The 19,710-nt window shown below is 61.8% G+C and carries 18 protein-coding genes; 11 read left to right on the top strand and 7 right to left on the bottom strand.

The genetic code is table 11. The features are described from left to right. Positions 1 to 22: 22 nt before the first annotated feature. The 10 genes from BUS06_RS23065 (at position 23) to BUS06_RS23020 (ending at position 12,821) form a co-directional block, all read left to right on the top strand. A complete protein-coding gene (locus tag BUS06_RS23065) occupies positions 23 to 3,253 on the top strand; it encodes an efflux RND transporter permease subunit (RefSeq protein ID WP_074266745.1) in 3,231 nt (1,076 codons plus the stop codon). 77 nt (positions 3,254 to 3,330) lie between these two features. Then, positions 3,331 to 4,569 carry an efflux RND transporter periplasmic adaptor subunit gene (locus BUS06_RS23060; RefSeq protein ID WP_083611562.1) on the top strand — a complete coding sequence of 413 codons (1,239 nt, stop codon included), beginning with the start codon at positions 3,331 to 3,333 and terminating at the stop codon, positions 4,567 to 4,569. Next, the gene (locus tag BUS06_RS23055; protein WP_254368939.1) at positions 4,566 to 6,086 is read left to right on the top strand and encodes an efflux transporter outer membrane subunit; all 1,521 of its coding nucleotides are present in this window, start codon (positions 4,566 to 4,568) and stop codon (positions 6,084 to 6,086) included. The genes BUS06_RS23060 and BUS06_RS23055 overlap by 4 nt, the downstream gene beginning before the upstream one ends. 418 nt (positions 6,087 to 6,504) lie before the next feature. Continuing rightward, a complete protein-coding gene (locus BUS06_RS23050) occupies positions 6,505 to 6,855 on the top strand; it encodes a hypothetical protein (protein ID WP_074266744.1) in 351 nt (116 codons plus the stop codon). A 33-nt stretch (positions 6,856 to 6,888) separates the two neighbouring features. Beyond that, positions 6,889 to 8,097, top strand: a complete 1,209-nt coding sequence (gene hpnI, locus BUS06_RS23045; protein WP_074266743.1) for a bacteriohopanetetrol glucosamine biosynthesis glycosyltransferase HpnI — start codon at positions 6,889 to 6,891, stop codon at positions 8,095 to 8,097. Between the two features lie 96 nt (positions 8,098 to 8,193). Next, entirely contained in the window at positions 8,194 to 9,615 is a 1,422-nt protein-coding gene (gene hpnJ / locus BUS06_RS23040; protein ID WP_074266742.1) for a hopanoid biosynthesis associated radical SAM protein HpnJ, read from the top strand. A 7-nt stretch (positions 9,616 to 9,622) separates the two neighbouring features. Continuing rightward, on the top strand, positions 9,623 to 10,858 hold the full coding sequence (gene hpnI, locus BUS06_RS23035; protein WP_083611561.1) for a bacteriohopanetetrol glucosamine biosynthesis glycosyltransferase HpnI: 1,236 nt from the start codon (positions 9,623 to 9,625) through the stop codon (positions 10,856 to 10,858). A gap of 4 nt (positions 10,859 to 10,862) precedes the next feature. Continuing rightward, entirely contained in the window at positions 10,863 to 11,906 is a 1,044-nt protein-coding gene (locus tag BUS06_RS23030) for a lysylphosphatidylglycerol synthase domain-containing protein (RefSeq protein ID WP_083611560.1), read from the top strand. Positions 11,907 to 11,974: 68 nt separating this feature from the next. Next, a complete protein-coding gene (locus BUS06_RS23025) occupies positions 11,975 to 12,409 on the top strand; it encodes a Fur family transcriptional regulator (protein WP_074266741.1) in 435 nt (144 codons plus the stop codon). A gap of 31 nt (positions 12,410 to 12,440) precedes the next feature. Further along, complete coding sequence (locus BUS06_RS23020) at positions 12,441 to 12,821, top strand: nucleotide pyrophosphohydrolase (RefSeq protein WP_074266740.1); 381 nt, start codon at positions 12,441 to 12,443, stop codon at positions 12,819 to 12,821. A 35-nt stretch (positions 12,822 to 12,856) separates the two neighbouring features. Here the strand turns inward: BUS06_RS23020 and BUS06_RS23015 are convergent, their stop codons facing one another. After that, complete coding sequence (locus BUS06_RS23015) at positions 12,857 to 14,098, bottom strand: NAD(P)/FAD-dependent oxidoreductase (protein ID WP_074266739.1); 1,242 nt, start codon at positions 14,096 to 14,098, stop codon at positions 12,857 to 12,859. Positions 14,099 to 14,224: 126 nt separating this feature from the next. Between BUS06_RS23015 and BUS06_RS23010 the strand changes: the two genes are divergently transcribed. Next, on the top strand, positions 14,225 to 14,965 hold the full coding sequence (locus BUS06_RS23010; protein ID WP_074266738.1) for a class I SAM-dependent methyltransferase: 741 nt from the start codon (positions 14,225 to 14,227) through the stop codon (positions 14,963 to 14,965). 102 nt (positions 14,966 to 15,067) lie between these two features. Here the strand turns inward: BUS06_RS23010 and BUS06_RS23005 are convergent, their stop codons facing one another. Genes BUS06_RS23005 through BUS06_RS22980 form a run of 6 tightly spaced genes read right to left on the bottom strand, consistent with a single transcriptional unit; the run spans position 15,068 to position 19,706 of the window. Beyond that, complete coding sequence (locus BUS06_RS23005) at positions 15,068 to 15,505, bottom strand: excinuclease ABC subunit A (RefSeq protein WP_074266737.1); 438 nt, start codon at positions 15,503 to 15,505, stop codon at positions 15,068 to 15,070. A gap of 42 nt (positions 15,506 to 15,547) precedes the next feature. Next, positions 15,548 to 15,976 (bottom strand): signal peptidase, encoded by a 429-nt coding sequence (locus BUS06_RS23000; protein WP_074266736.1) that lies wholly within the window; start codon positions 15,974 to 15,976, stop codon positions 15,548 to 15,550. A gap of 40 nt (positions 15,977 to 16,016) precedes the next feature. Next, positions 16,017 to 17,264: a beta-ketoacyl-[acyl-carrier-protein] synthase family protein gene (locus tag BUS06_RS22995; protein ID WP_074266735.1), complete on the bottom strand. Its 1,248-nt coding sequence runs from the start codon at positions 17,262 to 17,264 to the stop codon at positions 16,017 to 16,019. Further along, on the bottom strand, positions 17,261 to 18,487 hold the full coding sequence (locus BUS06_RS22990; protein WP_074266734.1) for a beta-ketoacyl-ACP synthase: 1,227 nt from the start codon (positions 18,485 to 18,487) through the stop codon (positions 17,261 to 17,263). The genes BUS06_RS22995 and BUS06_RS22990 overlap by 4 nt, the downstream gene beginning before the upstream one ends. Continuing rightward, a complete protein-coding gene (locus BUS06_RS22985; RefSeq protein ID WP_074266733.1) occupies positions 18,487 to 19,212 on the bottom strand; it encodes a 3-ketoacyl-ACP reductase FabG2 in 726 nt (241 codons plus the stop codon). Before BUS06_RS22985 ends, BUS06_RS22990 begins: the two co-directional genes overlap by 1 nt. Further along, a complete protein-coding gene (locus BUS06_RS22980) occupies positions 19,209 to 19,706 on the bottom strand; it encodes a hotdog family protein (protein WP_074266732.1) in 498 nt (165 codons plus the stop codon). The genes BUS06_RS22985 and BUS06_RS22980 overlap by 4 nt, the downstream gene beginning before the upstream one ends. Positions 19,707 to 19,710: the final 4 nt, after the last annotated feature.

Genomic DNA, 19,710 nt, shown 5'->3' with positions numbered 1-19,710 from the left:
CCCCTTCAGGCGTCGTCTTCTCATGTGGATCGTCAAAATCGCTCTCCGCCGCCCGTACACGTTTATTGTGCTGGCGCTGCTGCTCGTGATCATCGGACCACTGATGATCCTGCGTACGCCCGTCGATATTTTTCCGAACATTGACATCCCCGTGATCAGCGTCGTGTGGAGCTACAGCGGGTTGACGTCTGAGGATATGGCGCACCGCATCGTCGCGCCGTACGAACGCGCGCTGACCTCGGACGTCGGCGATATCGAGCACATCGAATCGCAGTCGCTCAACGGCGTGGCCGTCGTCAAGGTCTTCTTCCATCCCGGTGCCGACATCACGCGAGCAGAGACGGAAGCGTCGGTGAGCGCGCAGTCGTTGCTGAAGGTCATGCCGCCCGGCACGTTGCCGCCCATGGTGCTGACGTTCAACGCGTCGACTGTGCCGATCATGGAACTCGCACTGTCGAGCAAGACCCTGCCGGAACAGACGCTTTATGACCTCGGCAACAATTTTATTCGCACGCAACTGGCGACGGTGCAGGGCGCCGCGGTACCGATTCCGTACGGCGGCAAGGTGCGCCAGATCATGGTGGATATCGATCCACAGGCGATGCAGTCCCACCACGTGACACCTACCGACGTGGTCAATGCGGTCAACGCACAGAACCTGGTGTTGCCGGGCGGCACGGCGAAGATCGGCACGTTCGAATACAACGTGAACATGAACGGTGCGGCGCTTTCGGTAGCGCAACTGAACAACATTCCCATCCGCACGCAACCCGATGGCACGGTAACGTATGTGCACGACGTCGCAACCGTGCGCGATGGCTATGCGCCGCAGACCAATATCGTGCGCCATGACGGCAAGCGCGCCGCGTTGCTCGAGGTGGAAAAGAGCGGCAGTGTCTCGACGCTCGATATCATTGCCAACATCAAGAGCCTGCTGCCGCGGATCCGCTCGCAGATGCCGAAGGCGCTCGATATCCAGACCGTGACGGACGAGTCGGTGTTCGTCAAGTCGGCGGTACAGGGTGTGATACGCGAAGGTCTGATTGCTGCCGGCCTGACGGCGGTGATGATCCTGTTGTTTCTCGGCAGTTGGCGGGCCACGTTGATCATCGCGATCTCGATTCCGCTGGCGATGATCTCGTCGCTGATCATGCTGTCGGTGCTCGGCCAGACCATCAACATCATGACGCTCGGCGGCCTGGCGTTGGCGGTGGGTATTCTGGTCGACGATGCGACGGTTGCGATCGAGAACATGACGCATCACATCGAGCAGGGGCAGCCGTTATTGCAGGCGATTCTGGAAGGATCAGGCGAGATCGCCGTGCCGACCTTGATCTCGACGTTGTCGATCTGCATCGTCTTCGTGCCGATGCTGCTTTTATCCGGCGTGGCCCGGTATCTGTTCACGCCCCTCGCCGAAGCCGTAGTGTTCGCGATGCTCGCATCGTACTTTCTGTCGCGCACGCTGGTGCCGACGTTGGCGATGTATCTGCTGCGCGGCGCGCATCAGCCGGGTGACGAGGGCACGCAGCACGGACGACCCGCGAACCGTCTGGTGCGCTTCCAGCAAAGCTTCGAACGGCGCTTCGAAGCGCTGCGCGGCCGCTACGAGCGGCTGCTGGAGGCAGCACTTGCTGCACCACGCCGCTTTATCGCGGGTTTTCTGATGGTGTGTATCGGCTCGCTTGCGCTGCTGCCGTTCCTTGGCCGCGACTTCTTTCCGCAAATCGACTCGGGGCAAATTCGCTTGCATATGCGCGCGAAGACCGGCACACGTATCGAACAGACCGCGCGTCTTGCCGACGAAATCGAGAACAGCATCCGCACGGTGATTCCCGCAAACGAGCTGATGACCATCGTCGACAACATCGGCCTGCCGACCAGCGGCATCAACCTCTCGTACAGCAGTTCCGCGCCGATCGGCAGCGCCGATGCCGACATCCTGATCACGCTGAACGCGAAACACAAGCCGACCGCGCAGTATGTGGCGAAGCTGCGGCAGTCGCTTGGCGAGCAGTTTCCCGCAGTGACGTTTTCGTTTCTGCCGGCAGATATGGTGAGTCAGATCCTCAACTTTGGACTACCGGCGCCGATCGACATTCAGGTGGTGGGCAACAACCTCGACGACAACCGCGCGTTTGCCGACACGTTGCTGAACAAACTTCGCAACGTTAAAGGACTCGTCGATTTGCGCATCCAGCAACCGGACGACGAGCCCGCGATCAACGTGGATGTGGACCGCACCAAGGCGCTGCAGGCGGGACTGCAGCAGCAGGACGTCGCGCGCAGCCTGTTGATTGCGTTGTCTGGCAGTTCGCAAACGTCGCCGAACTTCTGGCTCAACCCGCAAAACGGTGTGAGCTATCCGGTAACGACGGAGGTGCCGCAGTACGACATCAATTCGCTGCAGGCGCTGGCCAATATTCCGCTTAGTTCGATGTTCACGCCGGGCACCGGCGGCTCAGGCAGCAACGCAGGCGAGGTCAACGGGATTCTGGGCACACTCGGCACGTTCTCGCGCGCGACGCAGCAAGCCGTGGTGACGCACTACAACGTGCAACCGGTGATCGATATCTACGGCTCGGTGCAGGGACGCGACCTGGGTGGCGTGGCATCGGACGTCACGCGCATTGTGGATGCCGCCAAAGCGAACTTGCCGCGCGGTGCGCGCGTGGTGATTCGCGGTCAGGTTCAGACCATGGAGAGCTCGTTCAGCGGCCTCGCAACGGGTATCGCCTTCGCTGTGCTGCTCGTGTATCTGCTGATGGTGATCAATTTCCAGTCGTGGATCGATCCGCTCGTGATCGTCTGCGGTTTGCCGGGTGCGATGGCGGGCATCGTCTGGATGCTGTTCCTCACGCACACCACGCTGAGCGTGCCCGCGTTGACGGGCGCCATGATGTGTATCGGCGTGGCGACGGCCAACAGCATTCTGGTGGTGAGCTTTGCACGCGAGCGGCTGGCGCAGGGCATGGCGCCGTTGCAGGCGGCACTGGCGGCGGGTGCGGGGCGCTTTCGTCCAGTGCTGATGACGGCGCTCGCGATGATGATCGGCATGGTGCCGATGGCGCTCGGCATGGGCGACGGCGGTGAACAGAACGCGCCGCTCGGCCGCGCCGTGATCGGCGGCCTGATGATCGGCACGATCGCGACGTTGATGTTCCTGCCGGTCGTCTTTTCGCTGGTGCACGGCTGGCTCGCGAAACGCGAGCCACGCGGCATGACGCAAGCCGAACTAGATCTTCTCAAATGAACGGCTCCGCACCTTGCCTGGGTCCGCTGCCGAATGTCCAGAACCTGATCTGACTTGAATTGACCGGAGTACGCCGCATGTCCACTCAAACCCCCCAGTCCGCACCGGACAGCCGGCCTGCGCCTCAGCACCGGCGCGGCGCCGTGCGTGTCGTTTTGCTCGTAGCCGGCTTTGCCGTTGCGCTTGCCGTGGGCATTGTGCCGCGGCTCAATGCGCGCGCCGCGTTGCAAGCGCAGACCGCCGCGCTCGCGGTACCCACGGTGCAGGTTACGCTGCCCACCGTCGCGCCGCCCGACCAGACGCTGGTGTTGCCGGGCGATATCGAGGCGTATCAGCAGACGCCGATTTTCGCGCGCACCGACGGTTATCTGAAGGCCTGGTACGCAGATATCGGCACTCATGTGAAAGCCGGGCAACTGCTGGCCACGATCGATGCGCCCGAGGTGGACGCCGCGCTGCGCCAGGCACGCGCCGATGAACAACAGGCGCAGGCGAACGATCAGTTTGCGCAGTTGAGCGCGACGCGCTGGCAGCAACTGGTGCAGACACACGCCGTCTCGCAACAGGATACGGACATGAAAGACAGCGACGCACAGGCGAAGCATGCGGCGCTGCTTGCGGCGCAATCGAACGTGGCCCGCCTCGCGCAGTTGCAATCTTATGAGAAGGTTTATGCGCCGTTTGCCGGCGTGATCACGGCGCGCAATATCGATGTCGGTGCGTTGATCGACGCGGGCAGCGCTGGCGGCCCCGCCAAAGAGATGTTCGATCTGGCACAAACCGGCGTGCTGCGTGTGTACGCCGATGTGCCGCAGAACGACGCCGGCACATCGCTCGACGGCACGTCGGCCTGCCTCGAAGTCTCGCAGATCCCTGGGCGTTGCCTGCCCGGAACGGTGGCGCGCAATGCGGGGGCGATCAATGCCGTCACGCGCACGCTGCGTATCGAAGTTGACGTACCCAACGCGAATGGCGCGGTGCTGCCGGGTTCGTATGGGCAAGTGCATCTGTCGCTGAAGGCCGCCCAGCCGGGCTTGTCGCTGCCGGTGAACACGCTGCTGTATCGGCCGGAGGGTTTGCAGGTGGCCACCGTCGATGAGCAAAATCACGTACTACTGAAGACCATCAAACCCGGTCGCGATTTTGGCACGCGTATAGAAGTGGCCTCAGGGCTCGCAGCGACCGACCGGGTGATCCTTAATCCGTCCGACTCGATTACCAATGGCCAGGCCGTACGGGTTTCTTCTAGCGCCAATTCCAGCAGCGGTACCGGCTCTTCGGCGGCGCCCTCGCATGGGACAGGGGGCCAGTCATGATGCCGGTATCGCTCGACCTTACGCGACTGCGTGGGCTTCGCTCGCGGCTGCTCGGTGCTGTCTGCGCGGCGAGTGTGCTGGGCATGGCAGGCTGCTCGATCGGTCCGGACTACGTGCGTCCCTCGGTGGCCGTTCCTGCAGCGTATAAGGAAAACGCCGGCACGCCGGACCCCAGCAGCGGTGCGGTCTCAACTCGTGCCAGCCAAACCGCCGCAGCACCGGCGCAAGCGACTCCAGGTTGGACCCAAGCGACGCCAGCCGATAACGAGGCACGCGGCGCATGGTGGACACGCTTCAGCGATCCTCAACTGAACACACTCGAAACACGTGTAAGCGTGTCGAACCAGACGATCCAGAAAGCCGTCGCGCAACTGCAGGAAGCACGTGCGATGGTCGAATCCGCTCACGCTGCTTACCTGCCGACGATCGGTGCGGGGACAAGCGCGAGTAGCCTGCACGATTCGGACAACGTGATCGGCCATCAGCAGACGGCCGGCAGGACATTCGGCGACTACGACGTTGCGCTCGATGCGAGCTGGGAGCCCGACCTGTGGGGCAGAATCGCGCACGAAAACGATGCCGCGCGGGCCGGCGCGCAAGCGAGCGCCGCGGATCTCGAGAGCGTGCGGCTCGGCGTGCACGCCGAACTCGCCGTCGACTACTTCAATTTGCGCGGACTCGACGCGTCGAAGCAGTTGCTCGACCAGACCATTGCGGACTATCGCCAGACGCTCGATCTGACTAAAAGCCGCTTCGCGGTCGGCGTATCGTCGCAGGCGGACGTCACCCAGGCCGAGACGCAACTGCAGGCGACCGAGGCACAGGATATCGACCTCGGTGTTGCCCGCGCGCAGTACGAGCACGCGATCGCCACGCTGACCGGCGTACCGGCGTCGACGTTCAGTCTGCCGCCGGCGGCGGCGAATTTCACACCGCCGCCGATTCCTGTCGGACTGCCTTCCGAGCTGCTGCAGCGCCGCCCCGATATCGCCGCCGCGGAACGGCGTGTCGCAGCGGCCAACGACCAGATCGGCATTGCTGAATCCGCGTTCTTCCCCGATCTGGTGCTATCGGCCACGGGCGGCATCGAGAGTTCGACGCTTACCAACTGGCTCACCGCACCGTCGCGCATGTGGGCTGTTGGGCCGGCGCTGGTCGGCACGTTGTTCGACGGCGGCCGGCGTCGTGCGATGACCGAGAAGGCCCAGGCGCAATACGACGCGAGCGCGGCCGACTATCGCCAGACCGTGTTGACTGCCTTCCAGGAGGTCGAAGACAACCTGGCGTCATTACGCATCTTGCAGCAGGAGGCCGGTAAGCAGGATGAAGCTGTCGCGTCGGCCCAAAAGACCCTGCAGCTTGAGTTAGACCAATACAGGATCGGAACCGTAGGCTATCTGGAAGTTGTCACCGCACAGAGCACGGCGTTGGCGAACGAGCGAACTGCTGTCGACCTCGAGCGTCGCCAGATGGATGCAAGCGTCTTGCTGGTCAAGGCGCTTGGCGGAACGTGGTGATTCATTTGAGCGCGCAGGCGTAAGCCAACATAAAGCTTTCCGTACTTTCTCAATCGCTTAAGGAGTTCTGTGCTGAAGATTCGAAGCAAATCCAAAATCGTCATCTTCAACAGGGAGAATTCGTGTGATGGAGCTTGCGAATGAATTACGCGCAACGGTATCGCTAAAGCGGCGAAACGCGTGCTTAAGTTTACGTTGCAGTAATCATGTCAGGACAGTGAAAGCGTAGGACACTTAAAACAGATCGGTCGCGTTTGCTTAAGGTTCCCTTCAGCTTTGGACCGGTAGTATCGATTCACAACGCATGTATGTATTAGATGCGACCTGAATCCAAACCACGTGCATCTGCTGATCGATCGCCACAAGGAAAATGAAAGCGCCTTCGATATTTCCTCCTCCTGTATCGACGAACTGCGCCATGACACCCGCGACGATCGCAATGCTGCGTGCCTACCTGCTGACAGCGTCACTTGCCGCCGCAGCGATACAAATGGTGGCACTGCTGTCTATTGGCCTATTTGGCGTTCCCGAAGCTGTGTTCACATCCGGGCCCTTTCGTCTCGTGGCTGTGGCGAGCGTTGTGTGCATCGTACTGGTCGTCAAGCGCATTGCCCGCGCTGCATTCCTCTCGGCGCTGTCTCTCGACTACGCCACCGTCACCGATGCGCATTCCAACACCACTTCGGTTTCTCCGGTCTGCCCGGTGCGGATGCTGGTGATCCTGCACCTTCGGTTTAATCGAAGGCCGATTGCGTGGGCAACGTGTTAGCGGAGGTGGCTTCATGGGCGGATCCTTTTAGCGATGATGGAACATCCCGTTTCTGTCTCACAGTGGCTTTTGCTCGCCCTGTGCTGTATCGCTGTTTCCTATTCGTTGATCGCCGTCTTTGCCATGCCGTTTTTCAGCAAAGGCCAGAACTCGCGTCGCGTCGGCTGGACCTCTGTGAGCGTGCTCAAGCCACTGTGCGGAACCGAGCCGCGTCTGTACGAAAACCTCGTGACGTTCTGTGAGCAGGCGCATCCGTGCTTTCAGTTGCTGTTCGGTGTCTGCTCACCGGTCGACCCGGCAATCGGCGTGGTGCGACGTCTGCAGGCCGCGTATCCGCAGTGCGACATCAAGCTCGTGATCGATTCTCGCGTGCACGGCCGCAATCCTAAGGTCAGCAATCTGATCAACATGGTGCAATGGGCGCGTCATGAGGTGATCGTGCTTGCCGATAGCGATATAGCAGTCAAGCCCGACTACCTTGACACCGTGACAGCGCCGCTTGCGAACATCGATACGGGAGTCGTCACCTGCCTGTATCGCGCGCAGAGCGTCGGCGGATTCTGGCCGCGGGTGGGGGCCCTGTTCATCAACGAATGGTTCGCACCGTCGGTGCGCGTCGCGCATGCGGGCGGCTCGCGCCGCTTTGGTTTTGGTGCGACTCTAGCATTGCGGCGCACGACGCTTGAGAGTATTGGCGGCTTCGAGACGCTCAAAGACTGCCTCGCCGACGACTACTGGCTGGCCGAACACGCGCGCGCTCTTGGGCTGAACACCGTGTTGTCGCCGGTGATGGTAGCCACCGACGTGATCGAGCCTGCTTTCACGACCCTGTGGTTGCGCGAGATGCGCTGGCTGCGCACGATCCGCTCCGTGAATCCATTGGGATTCGCGTTTCTGTTCGTCACGTTCACCACGCCGTGGTTATTGGCCAGCACGTTGCTGACTCTCTCGCTCACCGCAGCGGATGCCACTCCAACGCATTCTTTCGCAGCGACCACGGCTTCGATTGGCACCGCTACGGGCTGCGTTGCTCGCATTCTTTTGCATGCACGCAGCGCTCGCTGGTCGCGCACATTCTGGCGTGACCTGCCACTTGTGCCGTTGCGCGACATGTTGCTCGCGCTGCAATGGCTGGGTGCGGTGTTCGGCTCCCACGTCGTATGGCGCGGTGCGCGGATGCCGGTCCTCAATCGCGTGGCGCGGCCAGGAGTACCGATCATGGAGATTTTCGATGACCGGTAAGGCATCCCATTCAAGTCACAGCGTGCCGTCGTGCCGCTGCGACTTTTCTCATTCGATCAGTTATCGGATTCAACGCAAATTGCTGGAGCATCATTCATGAAAACGCTGTTTTTGCAGGCCCCGTCGTATGACGGTTTCGATGGCGGCGCGGGATCGCGCTATCAGGCGAAGCGTGAGATCCGTTCGTTCTGGTATCCGACATGGCTCGCGCAGCCCGCGGCGCTGGTGCCGGATAGCCGCGTGCTCGACGCGCCGGCAGATGGTCTCTCGGTGGAAGCTTCGCTCGATATCGCGCAGCAGTATGAGCTCGTCATCATTCATACGAGTACGCCTTCGTTCCCTACGGATGCGATGTTTGCGCAGGATCTGAAGAAGCGCAAACCGTCGGTGATGATCGGCATGGTGGGGGCAAAGGTCGCCGTTGATCCGCACAACTCGTTGACTGCGAGCGAAGCGATCGATTTCGTCTGCCGTGAAGAATTCGATTTCACCTGCCAGGAAGTGGCGGCGGGCAAACCGCTCGCGCAGATCCAGGGGCTGAGCTATCGCGCTGCGGACGGTTCGATCGAGCACAACGAGGCGCGCCCGATCCTCGAGAACATGGATGAGCTACCGTTCGTGGCGCCTGTCTACAAGCGTGACCTGAAGATTGATAACTACTTCATCGGCTATCTGAAGCATCCGTACGTGTCGATCTACACGGGCCGCGGCTGCCGCTCGAAGTGCACGTTCTGCCTGTGGCCGCAGACAGTGGGCGGTCACCGCTATCGCACGCGCTCGGTAGAGAACGTGCTCGAAGAAGTGAAGTGGATCCGTGACAACATGCCTGAAGTCAAGGAGATCATGTTCGACGACGACACCTTCACCGACTTCAAGCCGCGCGTCGAAGAGATCGCACGCGGGCTGGGCAAGCTCGGCGTGACATGGTCCTGCAACGCAAAGGCCAACGTGCCGTACGCGACGCTGAAGATCATGAAGGAAAACGGCCTGCGTCTGCTGCTGGTGGGCTATGAATCGGGCGACGACCAGATCCTGCTGAACATCAAGAAGGGCCTGCGTACGGATATCGCACGACGCTTCAGCGAAGACTGCCGCAAGCTCGACATCAAGATCCACGGCACCTTCATCCTGGGGCTGCCGGGCGAGACGCAGGAGACGATCGAAAAGACGATCGAGTACGCAAAGGAAATCAACCCGCACACGATCCAGGTGTCGCTCGCCGCGCCTTATCCGGGCACGACGCTCTACAACCAGGCGGTAGAAAACGGCTGGCTGCAGGAGAACAAGGTCATCAACCTGGTGAGCAAGGAAGGGGTGCAGCTCGCGGCAATCGGCTATCCGCATCTGTCGCGTGAAGAGATCTATCACCACGTCGAGAGCTTCTACAAGCGCTTCTATTTCCGGCCCTCGAAGATCTGGGAGATCGTGCGCGAGATGTTGCTGAGCTGGGACATGATGAAGCGGCGTCTGCGCGAAGGCGTGGAGTTTTTCCGCTTCCTGCGCGCTCACGAAGCGTGATGCGGCGATGAAGTCTCTGCTGTGGTTTGCCTGCCTGATCGGTCTGCTGGTCGCAAGCGGACTGATCGCTGTTGAGGGTGCGCTGCGCGGGGAGCATCTGATCCTTATGGCGCTGGCGTTTCTGTGTGGTACAGGCGCCGTGTTCGGCATCGTTTATACGGTGCTGGCCGGCGCGCTGATTGGACGTTTCTTTGCCCGTACCACCTCGGAGCCCACCAGCTTTCCGCCGGTCACCATCGTCAAGCCGTTGCATGGCGACGAGTGGACCTTGCTCAGCAATCTGTCGAGCTTCTGCCAGCAGGATTACCCGGGTCCGCTGCAATTTCTGTTCGGCGTGCACGACTCGGAAGATCCGGCGCTGCAGACTGTCGAACAACTGCGTCTGCTGCATCCTGACGCGCACATTACAGTTGTGGCCGATGCGCGCCTGTACGGACCCAACCGCAAGATGAGCAACATCCTCAACATGCTGCCCGAGGCGCAGCATGATGTGCTGGTGTTTGCGGATAGCGACGTGAGTGTAAGCCCGAGCTATCTGCGCAATGTGATCGGCGAGTTGCAGAAGCCTGGTGTGGGACTGGTCACCTGCGTCTATCGCGGTCAACCGGATCCGGGTTTCTGGCCGCGGCTGTCGGCGAAAGCGACTAACTATCAGTTTCTTCCCGGCGTCGTGACGGGCCTGGCGTTCGGGATGGCGCGGCCGTGCTTTGGACAGACCATTGCCATGCGGCGCGAGACGCTCGAGAAGATCGGCGGCTTCGCGCAGTTCGTGCATCATCTGGCGGAAGATCATGCGATCGGCGAAGCGGTGCGGATGATCGGCGAGAAGGTGGTGATCCCGCCGTTCACGGTATCGCACGCCTGCGTGGAAAGCAGCGTCACCAAGCTGATTGCGCATGAGTTGCGGTGGAGCCGGACGATTCGGACGATCACCCCGGTTGCCCATCTGGGTTCGTCGTTGATGCATCCACTCGCTTTTGCATTGCTTGCTACAGCATTCTCGGGCGGCGCAGCGTGGGCGTGGCCGCTTGTAGCGGCGGCGCTGCTCGCGCGGCTAGCGTTGAAGGTACAGTCGGACCATGCGTTGCGGCAGGCGTATAGCGACTTGTGGCTGCTGCCGTTATGGGACATCGTGTCGTTCCTGATCTTCGTGACGAGTTTCTTTTCGACGCGGGTGATCTGGCGAGGTTTCAGTTTCGAGGTGGACGGCGATGGTTTGCTGTCGCCGGTTCAGGACGAGTAGCGTGATGAAGCATCTTGGCCGTATTGCCGCGTTGGCGGGACTGATTGCGTCGCTCGGGTTAGTTCTGCATGACAACCCGGGTGCGGTGCTTGGGCTGATGCGTGCCGCAGGCGTGGGGTTGGTGCTGGCGGGGTTGACCCACGTCCTGCCGATGCTTGCCAACGCACGTGACTGGCAAAGCCTCATCCGCGGCGCAAACCGCCCGAGCGTTGCGGGCATGTTGCAGCTGGTCTGGATCCGCGAATCGGTCAACAGCATGTTGCCGGTGGCGCGCATCGGCGGCGAGGTGGTGTCGTTCCGCATGATGCGGCGGCGCGGTTTGCGTGGCTCGACCGCGGCGGCGAGTCTCGTCGTCGACATGCAACTCACGCTGATCAGCCAGTTGATGTTCACGATGGTGGGCATCGGCTTTCTGTTCGCGCATGCGGCATCTGGCACGCTGCGTCTCGCTGCCGATCTGGCCTGGGGCATTGTCGCGCTCACACCGCTACTGGTGCTGTTTTCGCTGGTGCAGCATGCAAGCCCGTTCGAACGCATCACCCGTGTGCTCAACCGTGCAACCAGCGGCAAGCTGGCCGCGCTCGTCGGTCAGTCGGCGCAGATCGATCAGTCGATCAAACTGATCTGGCGCCGCCGTGGCGTCGTGCTGCGTTACCTCTTCTTCTGGCAACCGTTGCAGTGCGTATTGACCGCGCTGGAGATCTGGCTCGCGCTGCATTTTCTTGGCGCGCAGGTGAGCTTTGTCGAGGCGATAGTGATCGAATCGCTGATCCAGGCGGCTAGCAGTGCGGCCTTTTTTGTGCCCGGAGGCCTGGGGGTGCAGGAAGGCGGTTTCATCCTGATCGGCGGGGCACTCGGTCTCGACCCTTCAACCTGCCTCGCACTCGCGGGCGCGCGACGGATTCGCGATCTGCTGATCTTTGTACCGGGATTGTTTGCCTGGCAGATTGCCGAGTCTTCCGGCGAGGCGCGCGGCCGACTGGTCAACGCGCTATCGACAACCGCGACAGCGAACGGCCGCAACGACATTGGCAACTCGCGAACCTAAGTGGCATCCTTAAGCAAACCTTAAGCATCCGCGGTGCACGATACCGCCGTCTGTTTCGGCGCCATGAGATGAGAACTGTCTATGCTGAGCTGTCGCGAGCGGGGATACGCGCGACACCCAATCGAGTCGCCGTCCTAACCCTGTTCCGCGACAACCCCGTCGAGCATTTTTCTGCGGATCAGATCTACCGCAGGCTAGCCGCCGACACGGAATCATTCAGCCTGGCGAGCGTCTACCGGACCTTGTCGCATCTGCTCGAGATGGGTTTGATCACGAGTGCCTTACTCGGTGATTCGCGCGTCATTTACGAGTTGAATCGCGGAAAACCTCACTATCATCTCGTCTGCAATCGCTGCGGTACAATTCGTGACGCCTACGACGCGACGATAGAGGCCGCGTATCGGTCCATGGCGGCCGAGCACCGGTTTGCCTACGCCAGCGCGTCTGCGATTGTCTACGGCGAGTGTCCTGACTGTGAGGAGGCTCGCAGGCGCAAGGGCTGAACCGGCCGGTGCGATACGAACAGGATCTACCGTGAACAAGCCTGAATCGCGAAGTGACCTAACAGAATTGCGCGACCTCGTTCGTGAGTTTGTGAACGAACGCGACTGGGACAAATTCCACACTCCTAAGAATCTCGCAACGGCGCTCAGCGTCGAGGCGAGCGAGCTGCTTGAACCGTTTCAGTGGCTTGTTTCGGGGGACAAACATGAAATCGACGAAGCGAAGCTGACCGCTATTCGCCACGAAATGGCGGACGTGCTGGTCTACCTCGTTCGCCTCGCCGACAAGATGGAGGTGGATCTTTTTCAGGCAGTGCTGGAGAAGATGGCCCTCAACCGTGCGAAATATCCCGCCGACCAGGTGCGTGGCGACTCGAGAAAATACTCCGAGTACAAAGACAAAAATCAATAGTGCCCGGAGTTTTTCTCGCTCACCCGCCTAATGCCTTAATGCGTCAGGCAGATCTCATGTAGCGCATCCAGCCGCCGTACAGGATCGGCGACATACGGATTCGATTCATCCCACGCATACCCAGCCAGGATCGCACTGATCATGCGGCGAATCAAAGTCGTCTGACGCGGATAAAAGATGATGTCCTGCAGCGCGCCCGTGTACCACCGCTCCACGAACGCACGGAACGTATCGATGCCCTTACGCAGCGGTATGTCGTACTCGGCCTGCCAGTCGACCTGCTCGCCGTTCAGCTGACGCTCGAGCGTCTGCACTGCCAGATGCGCCGAACGCAGCGCAATCGTCACACCGGAAGAGAACACCGGGTCCAGAAACTCGCCCGCATTGCCAAGCAGCGCGTAACCCGGCCCGTGCAGATGCTCCACGTTCGCCGCGTACCCGCCAATATGTCGCACCGGCATCAGGAAAGGCGCATTGCCGATCAGCCTCGCGAAAGTCGGCTCCTGTTGCAGTAGCGCACGCAGTTTCTCGTCGCGCTCTTCCTCGGGACCGTCGAGGAACTCAGCTTCGGCGACGCACCCCACCGAAGAACGCCCGCCTGCTAGCGGAATCATCCAGAACCAGACGTCGCGGCGGTCCGGATGCGTGGCGACGCAAATCTTGTTGCGATCGGTAGCGTCGAGCGTCAGGCCGTCGCGCACGTGCGTGAAAATGGCCGCGCGGGTTGGCATGCGCGTCGGCGCCTCGAGATTCAGCAGGCGCGGCAGCACGCGGCCAAACCCGCTGGCGTCGAACACAAAGCGGGCCTGCACCTGATATGCCTGGTTTTCCTCATCGACCACGTCCAGCACTGGCGCGTCGCCGGTTTGCATGGCCCGGACCGTATGTCCGAAGCGCACGTCGGCACCCTGTTCCGCGGCGCAGCGGATCAGAATGTCGTCGAACACAGCGCGTTCGACCTGGTATGTCGTGCCCCAGCCCGGCGTATGCTTGTCGCGGAAGTCGAACGCAGATGACTTGTCGCGCCAGATGAAATGCGCGCCGTTCTTGTGCTGGAAGCCTGCCTGCACGACCGCCTGGAGCATGCCGGCTTCTTCGAGGTAGGCCATGCTTTGCGGCAACAGGCTTTCGCCAATCGAAAAGCGGGGAAAATGCTGCCGCTCGAGGACGAGCACCGAGCGGCCCGCTTTCCTCAGCAAAGCTGCTGCGACCGCGCCGGCGGGACCCGCACCGATGATCGCTACGTCGACGATGTTTCTCGATGGAAGGGAATTCAATCTTTCCTCAAACGGTTATCTAAAGTGAAGTGAACTGCGCCCGCACGGGCCCAGAGCCATTATTCTCCCGCTTGCCATTACAATGGCTTGCGTTCAATCAAAATTCAGAATTGCCAGGTGAAACATATGTCGTCATCTGAACTGTCCCGCGTGCCGTTCGTGCATGAAACGGCCTTCGGAATCTGGTTCCTGCGCACCCATACCTGGGAGCATCACGTCCTGCGTGTCGCGATCAACGACCTGAAGGGTCTGATCGACACGCCGCTGCCTGACGCACCCGTTATTGCCGACGTCGGGTGCGGACAGGGCATCTCGTTTCGTCTGCTGGCCGAAGCGTTTCGCCCGAGCCGCATCGTCGGCATCGATTACCATACACCTTCGCTCGATCTCGCCGCAGAAGCCGCCCGCGCTTGCAAGGCCACGAGTGCCGGCGGCGCGACCGACATCGAGGTGCTGCACGGCGATTGCGCGCAGCTTGCGCTGCCCAGTGCGAGCGTCGATATCGTGTTCTGCCATCAAACGTTTCATCACCTCGTCGAGCAGGAACGTGCGCTAGCCGAATTCCACCGGGTGTTGAGACCGGGCGGCGTGCTGCTGTTCGCTGAATCTACCGACGCCTACATCAAGTCCTGGGTGATCCGCCTGTTGTTCCGTCATCCTATGCATGTGCAGAAGAGTGCCGACGGCTACCTCGACATGATCCGCCAGGCGGGCTTCGCTTTCACGACGCGCAATGTTTCGCTGCCTTACCTCTGGTGGAGTCGCGCGACGGACTTCGGTCTGCTCGAGCGGCTCGGCCTGCATCGTCCGAAACCCGGCAAGCGCCGCGAGACCTTGGTCAACGTTGCGGCCGTTAAAGCGGGCTGACGCACACCGCACCTGTACTGCACCTGCACTGCCCAAGGCGGGGCGGTAAACGGACACTTCTCCGCTTGCCGCCACCGGCCAACACTTCGCTAATACCTTCTTTTACCGCCCTTTCAACGTCACCACATCGCCCACCAGCGCTACGCCGGCGATCACCGCACCTGCGCCACAGGTGAATTCGGTGGGGCTTTCCGTCAGTTCGTTCTTGTAGTTGCTCTTGATGTTGATGACCGCATTGCCGCCTTCCTGGCGCGCACGGTTCTGCAGTTCGATCACGGCAGAGAGGAACACGTGCTGGCAAGCTTGCAGATCGCTCTTGCCGAACGCATTGGTCTTCTTGTTCGTGGCGAACGAACCATACGACTTTGCGACTGCCGGATGGCTCTGACCGGCGAAGTACAGCGCGACGTCCGGCGTGACTTTGCCCGGTTCGCTCGCAATGGCAGCCTCCACCGGATAGCTGGCGACGGTGTCCCGGGCGAATGCGTGTGACGTAACCAGTGTGGCGCACAACGCGGCAAGCATGAGATGGCGTTTCATGGAGGCTCCTCGTTCTAGTTAGTACGGTGGTGGGTAAGGTGGTTAGTTGGTTTGCAGCACGACGAGATTGCCGCGCACGGCAACGGCTGCAGCGCTTGGACTCACGCCGCAGGTGAAATCGGTGGCCGAGCTGGTCTCGGTGGTATGGAAGCGCGTTTGCACATCCACTACGGCGTTCGCGCCATGTTCTTGCGCATCGGCGCGCAGCTTCGTCAAAGCCTCTGCCAGCGCTCTGCTGCAGGAGTCGTCCTGGCTGCCTTCACCGCGGGCCACGCGCACCGAATACTTTGCTTCGCCAAGCTGGGTTTGTACGGCGGGATGTGCCTGCGAGCCGAAATACACAGCAACGCTGCTTCCCCCAACGGGCTGGTGCACGGCCGATTGCAACGGCACCGACCTGACCTGGGTCGCGCATCCGGCTTGCGTAATCACCACCGCAGCCAGTGCCCCGAGCACGAGACCATTCCTCATGGTGTTTTTCCTTTGTTAATTGTTAAAGTCAGCGGAAACGTCATGCGCCGTTCCAGGCGCGAAATATCAGGCTCGCGCAACTGCCGCCGAACCCGAATGAAACCGACATGGCCGTCTCGACGCGCGCTTCGCGCGACGTCCGGACGAGCGGCATGTCCCCTACGGCAGGATCGATCGTTTCGATGTCGCGGGTCCCTGCGATATACCCGTCCCGCATCATCAGCAACGTGTAGATCGCTTCGTGCGCACCGCAGGCGCCGAGCGGATGGCCGGTCAATCCTTTGGTCGACGAGAACGGTGGCACCTCACCACCAAATACCGCGCGCAACGCATGTAGTTCTTCGAGGTCGCCGCGCGGGGTCGAAGGGGCGTGCGTGTTGATGTAGTCGGGACGCACGTCGGCTTCATCGAGCGCCTCGCGCATCGCACGCGCAATGCCGGGCGCGCGCGGCGCGACCATATCGGCGCCGTCGGTGCAATGACCGAAGCCGATCAGCTCTGCCTGGATGCGCGCACCGCGCGCGAGCGCGTGCTCGAGCGATTCGAGCAGCAATACGCCTGCGCCCGAGGCCATCACGAAGCCGTCACGCGCGACATCGTAGGGACGCGATGCGTGTTCGGCGTCATCGTTGAAGCCTCGTGACAGCGCGCCCATGGCATCGAACATCAGCGTCATGTTGTCGTGCAACGCTTCGCTGCCGCCCGCGAGAACGATCTGCTGGCGCCCTGTCTGGATCAGTTGCAGTGCCTGGCCAATCGCGAGCGCCGATGTCGTGCAGGCCGACGACGGCGAGTAAGTCGTGCCCTCAAGCCCAAACACGTGCGCCACATTGGCGGAGGTCGTGCTGCCCATGCATTGCGGCACCGTGTACGGCGGGACGCGGTCTATCCCGCGCGCCGTGGCGATCGCCATGGAGACGTCGTAAGTCGACATGGTCCCGACGCCCGAGCCGATCACAGCGCCCGCTTGCGGCGAATGCAGGGCAGCCGGATCGAGCCCGGCATCGTCGAGCGCGCTGCGTACTGCGTGACACGCGAAGCGGGCGGTGTCGCCCATGAAGCGTTCGAGCTTGCGTTCGAAGGGTGGCTCGCCTTCCACCAATGCAACGCCCGCCACCTGGCTGCCAAACCCGCGTTCGCGCCACGCGTCGATGCGCGAGACGCCGGAGCGTCCCGTTCGTAAGCGCGCCGATACGTCGTCAAGCGTATTGCCGAGGCAGGACACGATGCCCATGCCCGTGATGACGACGCGGCGCAGGCCGCGCGCGGTATGTGTCGCCTGGCTCATCCGGCGCGCCTGAAGATCAGCGAAGTATTGATGCCGCCAAACGCGAAATTGTTGCTCATCACGTATTCGGCTTCGAGCGTGCGGCCCTCGCCGACGATGTAATCGAGTGCCGCGCAGGACGGATCGACGTTGTCGAGATTGAGCGTCGGAGCGAACCAGTTGCGCTTCATCATTTCGATGGTCCACCACGCTTCGATCGCACCACACGCGCCGAGTGTATGGCCGATATAGCTTTTCAGCGAACTGATCGGCATGCGTGAGCCGAAGACCTGCGCGGTGGCAAGGCTTTCCGCGACGTCGCCCAGATCGGTTGAGGTGCCGTGCGCGTTCACATAGGCAATTGCTTCGGGCTGCACGGCAGCGTCCTGCAGCGCAAGCTTCATGGCGATCGCCATGGTTTCGGCGGTCGGCTGCGTCATGTGCGCGCCGTCCGAATTGCAGCCGAAACCGACGATTTCCGCGTGAATGCGCGCACCGCGAGCCACTGCGTGTTCGTATTCTTCGAGCACTAGCGTGGCCGCACCTTCGCCCACCACGAGACCGTCGCGCTTCACGTCGAAGGGGCGCGGCGTCAGATGCGGTTCGTCGTTGCGGGTGCTGGTGGCATAGAGCGTGTCGAACACGGCGACCGCGGGCCCCGACAGTTCTTCCGCACCGCCCGCCAGCATCAACGTTTGCTTGCCCTGAGCGATCGCTTCATACGCGTAGCCAATCGCCTGGCTGCCCGACGCGCAAGCCGACGACGTAGGCACGATGCGCCCTTTCAGGTCCCAGAACAGGCTGACGTTGACGGCCGTGGTGTGCGGCATCATTTGCACATAGCTGTTCGAGGTCACGTCGCTCATCGAGCCGGTGTCGAGCATTTTGCCGAACGCCCGGATCGGGTCGACCGAGCCCGACGACGAGCCATAGGCGACGCCCATGCGTCCATCGCTAATGGACGGTTCGTCGAGCAGGCCTGCATCGCCCAGCGCCAGTTCGCTCGCGCGCACCGCATACTTCGAGACCGGACCCATCGAGCGGGTCTTTTTGCGCGGATAGTGCTCGGGCGTGACGAATCCCGGCAACGGAGCCGCGAGCCGCGTGTGCAGCGACTGGAAGTAATCCCACTCCGGCACGCGCCGCACGGCATTTTGGCCGCGTTTCAAGGCCGCCTCGATGTCGTCCCATTGGCTGCCGAATGCGGACACGCCACCCATTCCCGTTATGACGACGCGCTTCATCACACCATCCCGCCGTTGACGCCGATCACCTGGCGCGTGATATAGGAGGCCGCATCGGACATCAGGAAGCCCACCACCGCCGCCACTTCGACGGGCTGGCCGACGCGGTTCATCGGTACGGCTTTCAGCGCGTGCTCGAGCGGCAGTTCGTCGAGCATGCCGGTGTCGATCAGGCCCGGCGCCACGCTATTGACGGTGATGTTGCGGGTTGCGAGTTCGACCGCAAGCGCTTTGGTCGCCCCTATGAGCCCGGCCTTCGCCGCGCTGTAGTTGACCTGGCCGCGATTGCCGGTCACACCGGAAACCGACGCGACGGTTACGATCCGTCCACCCTGGCGCGCGCGCACCATCGGCATGGTGAGCGGATGCACGACGTTGTAGAACGCATCGAGACCGGTCTCGATGACGATGTCCCAGTCTTCGTCGGTAAGCGCAGGGAAGGCCGCGTCGCGGGTCACGCCTGCGCAGCAGACGATGCCGTAGTAGGCGCCATGCGCATCGACGTCCGCTTCGAGGGCGGTGCGGCACGCAGCGCGATCGCGCACGTCGAACTGCAATACGCTCGCCGTGCCGCCTTGCGCGGCGATGCCCGCGGTGACCGCTTCGGCTTCGCTGCGTCCGGTACGGCAGTGAACGGTCACCGCAAAGCCGTCGCCGGCCAGTTGATAGGCGATCGCGCGGCCAATTCCACGGCTTGCGCCGGTAACGAGAACACGCCTGCTCATGACCTGAAACCCTCTTCGATAAATGACTGAAAATCGCGCGGCCGAAATACCTTGATGACGGCTTCGGCACCCACGAGATCATCGTGCCGGATGACGCATTCATAGGCGCCGTGGCCTTCTTCGCCGCGCAATAGCTCTTTGACTTCGATCCGCAGCAGCGCGTCGCGCGCAAATGCCGGGATGTGTGCTTCGTAGCGGTGCGAGCCGAGTAGCACGCCGGGGCGCATCTTGTTACCCGCGCGCATCTCGAGCAAGCCGACGTGCGCCGCGATGGCTTGCGCCATCAGTTCGATGCCGATCCAAGCGGGCATCGCGCCGTCTGCGTTGGCGTACCACGCGTCGCTTTCTACGTGTGCCTGGGCCGTCAGCGATTCGTCGTCGCATGCCAGCACCGCATCGATCAGGCGCATCGTCCCGCGGTGCGGCAGGATGTCCTCGACAGGCGGAAACGCTTCGCCTTCGACGTTTTGACTGGGTGGATTGGACTGGATCATGACG

Origin of the sequence: Paraburkholderia phenazinium (assembly GCF_900141745.1) — a bacterium.
In the GTDB taxonomy this organism is placed as follows: Bacteria; Pseudomonadota; Gammaproteobacteria; order Burkholderiales; family Burkholderiaceae; genus Paraburkholderia; species Paraburkholderia phenazinium_B.
This window is presented reverse-complemented; position numbering and strand designations above follow the sequence as displayed.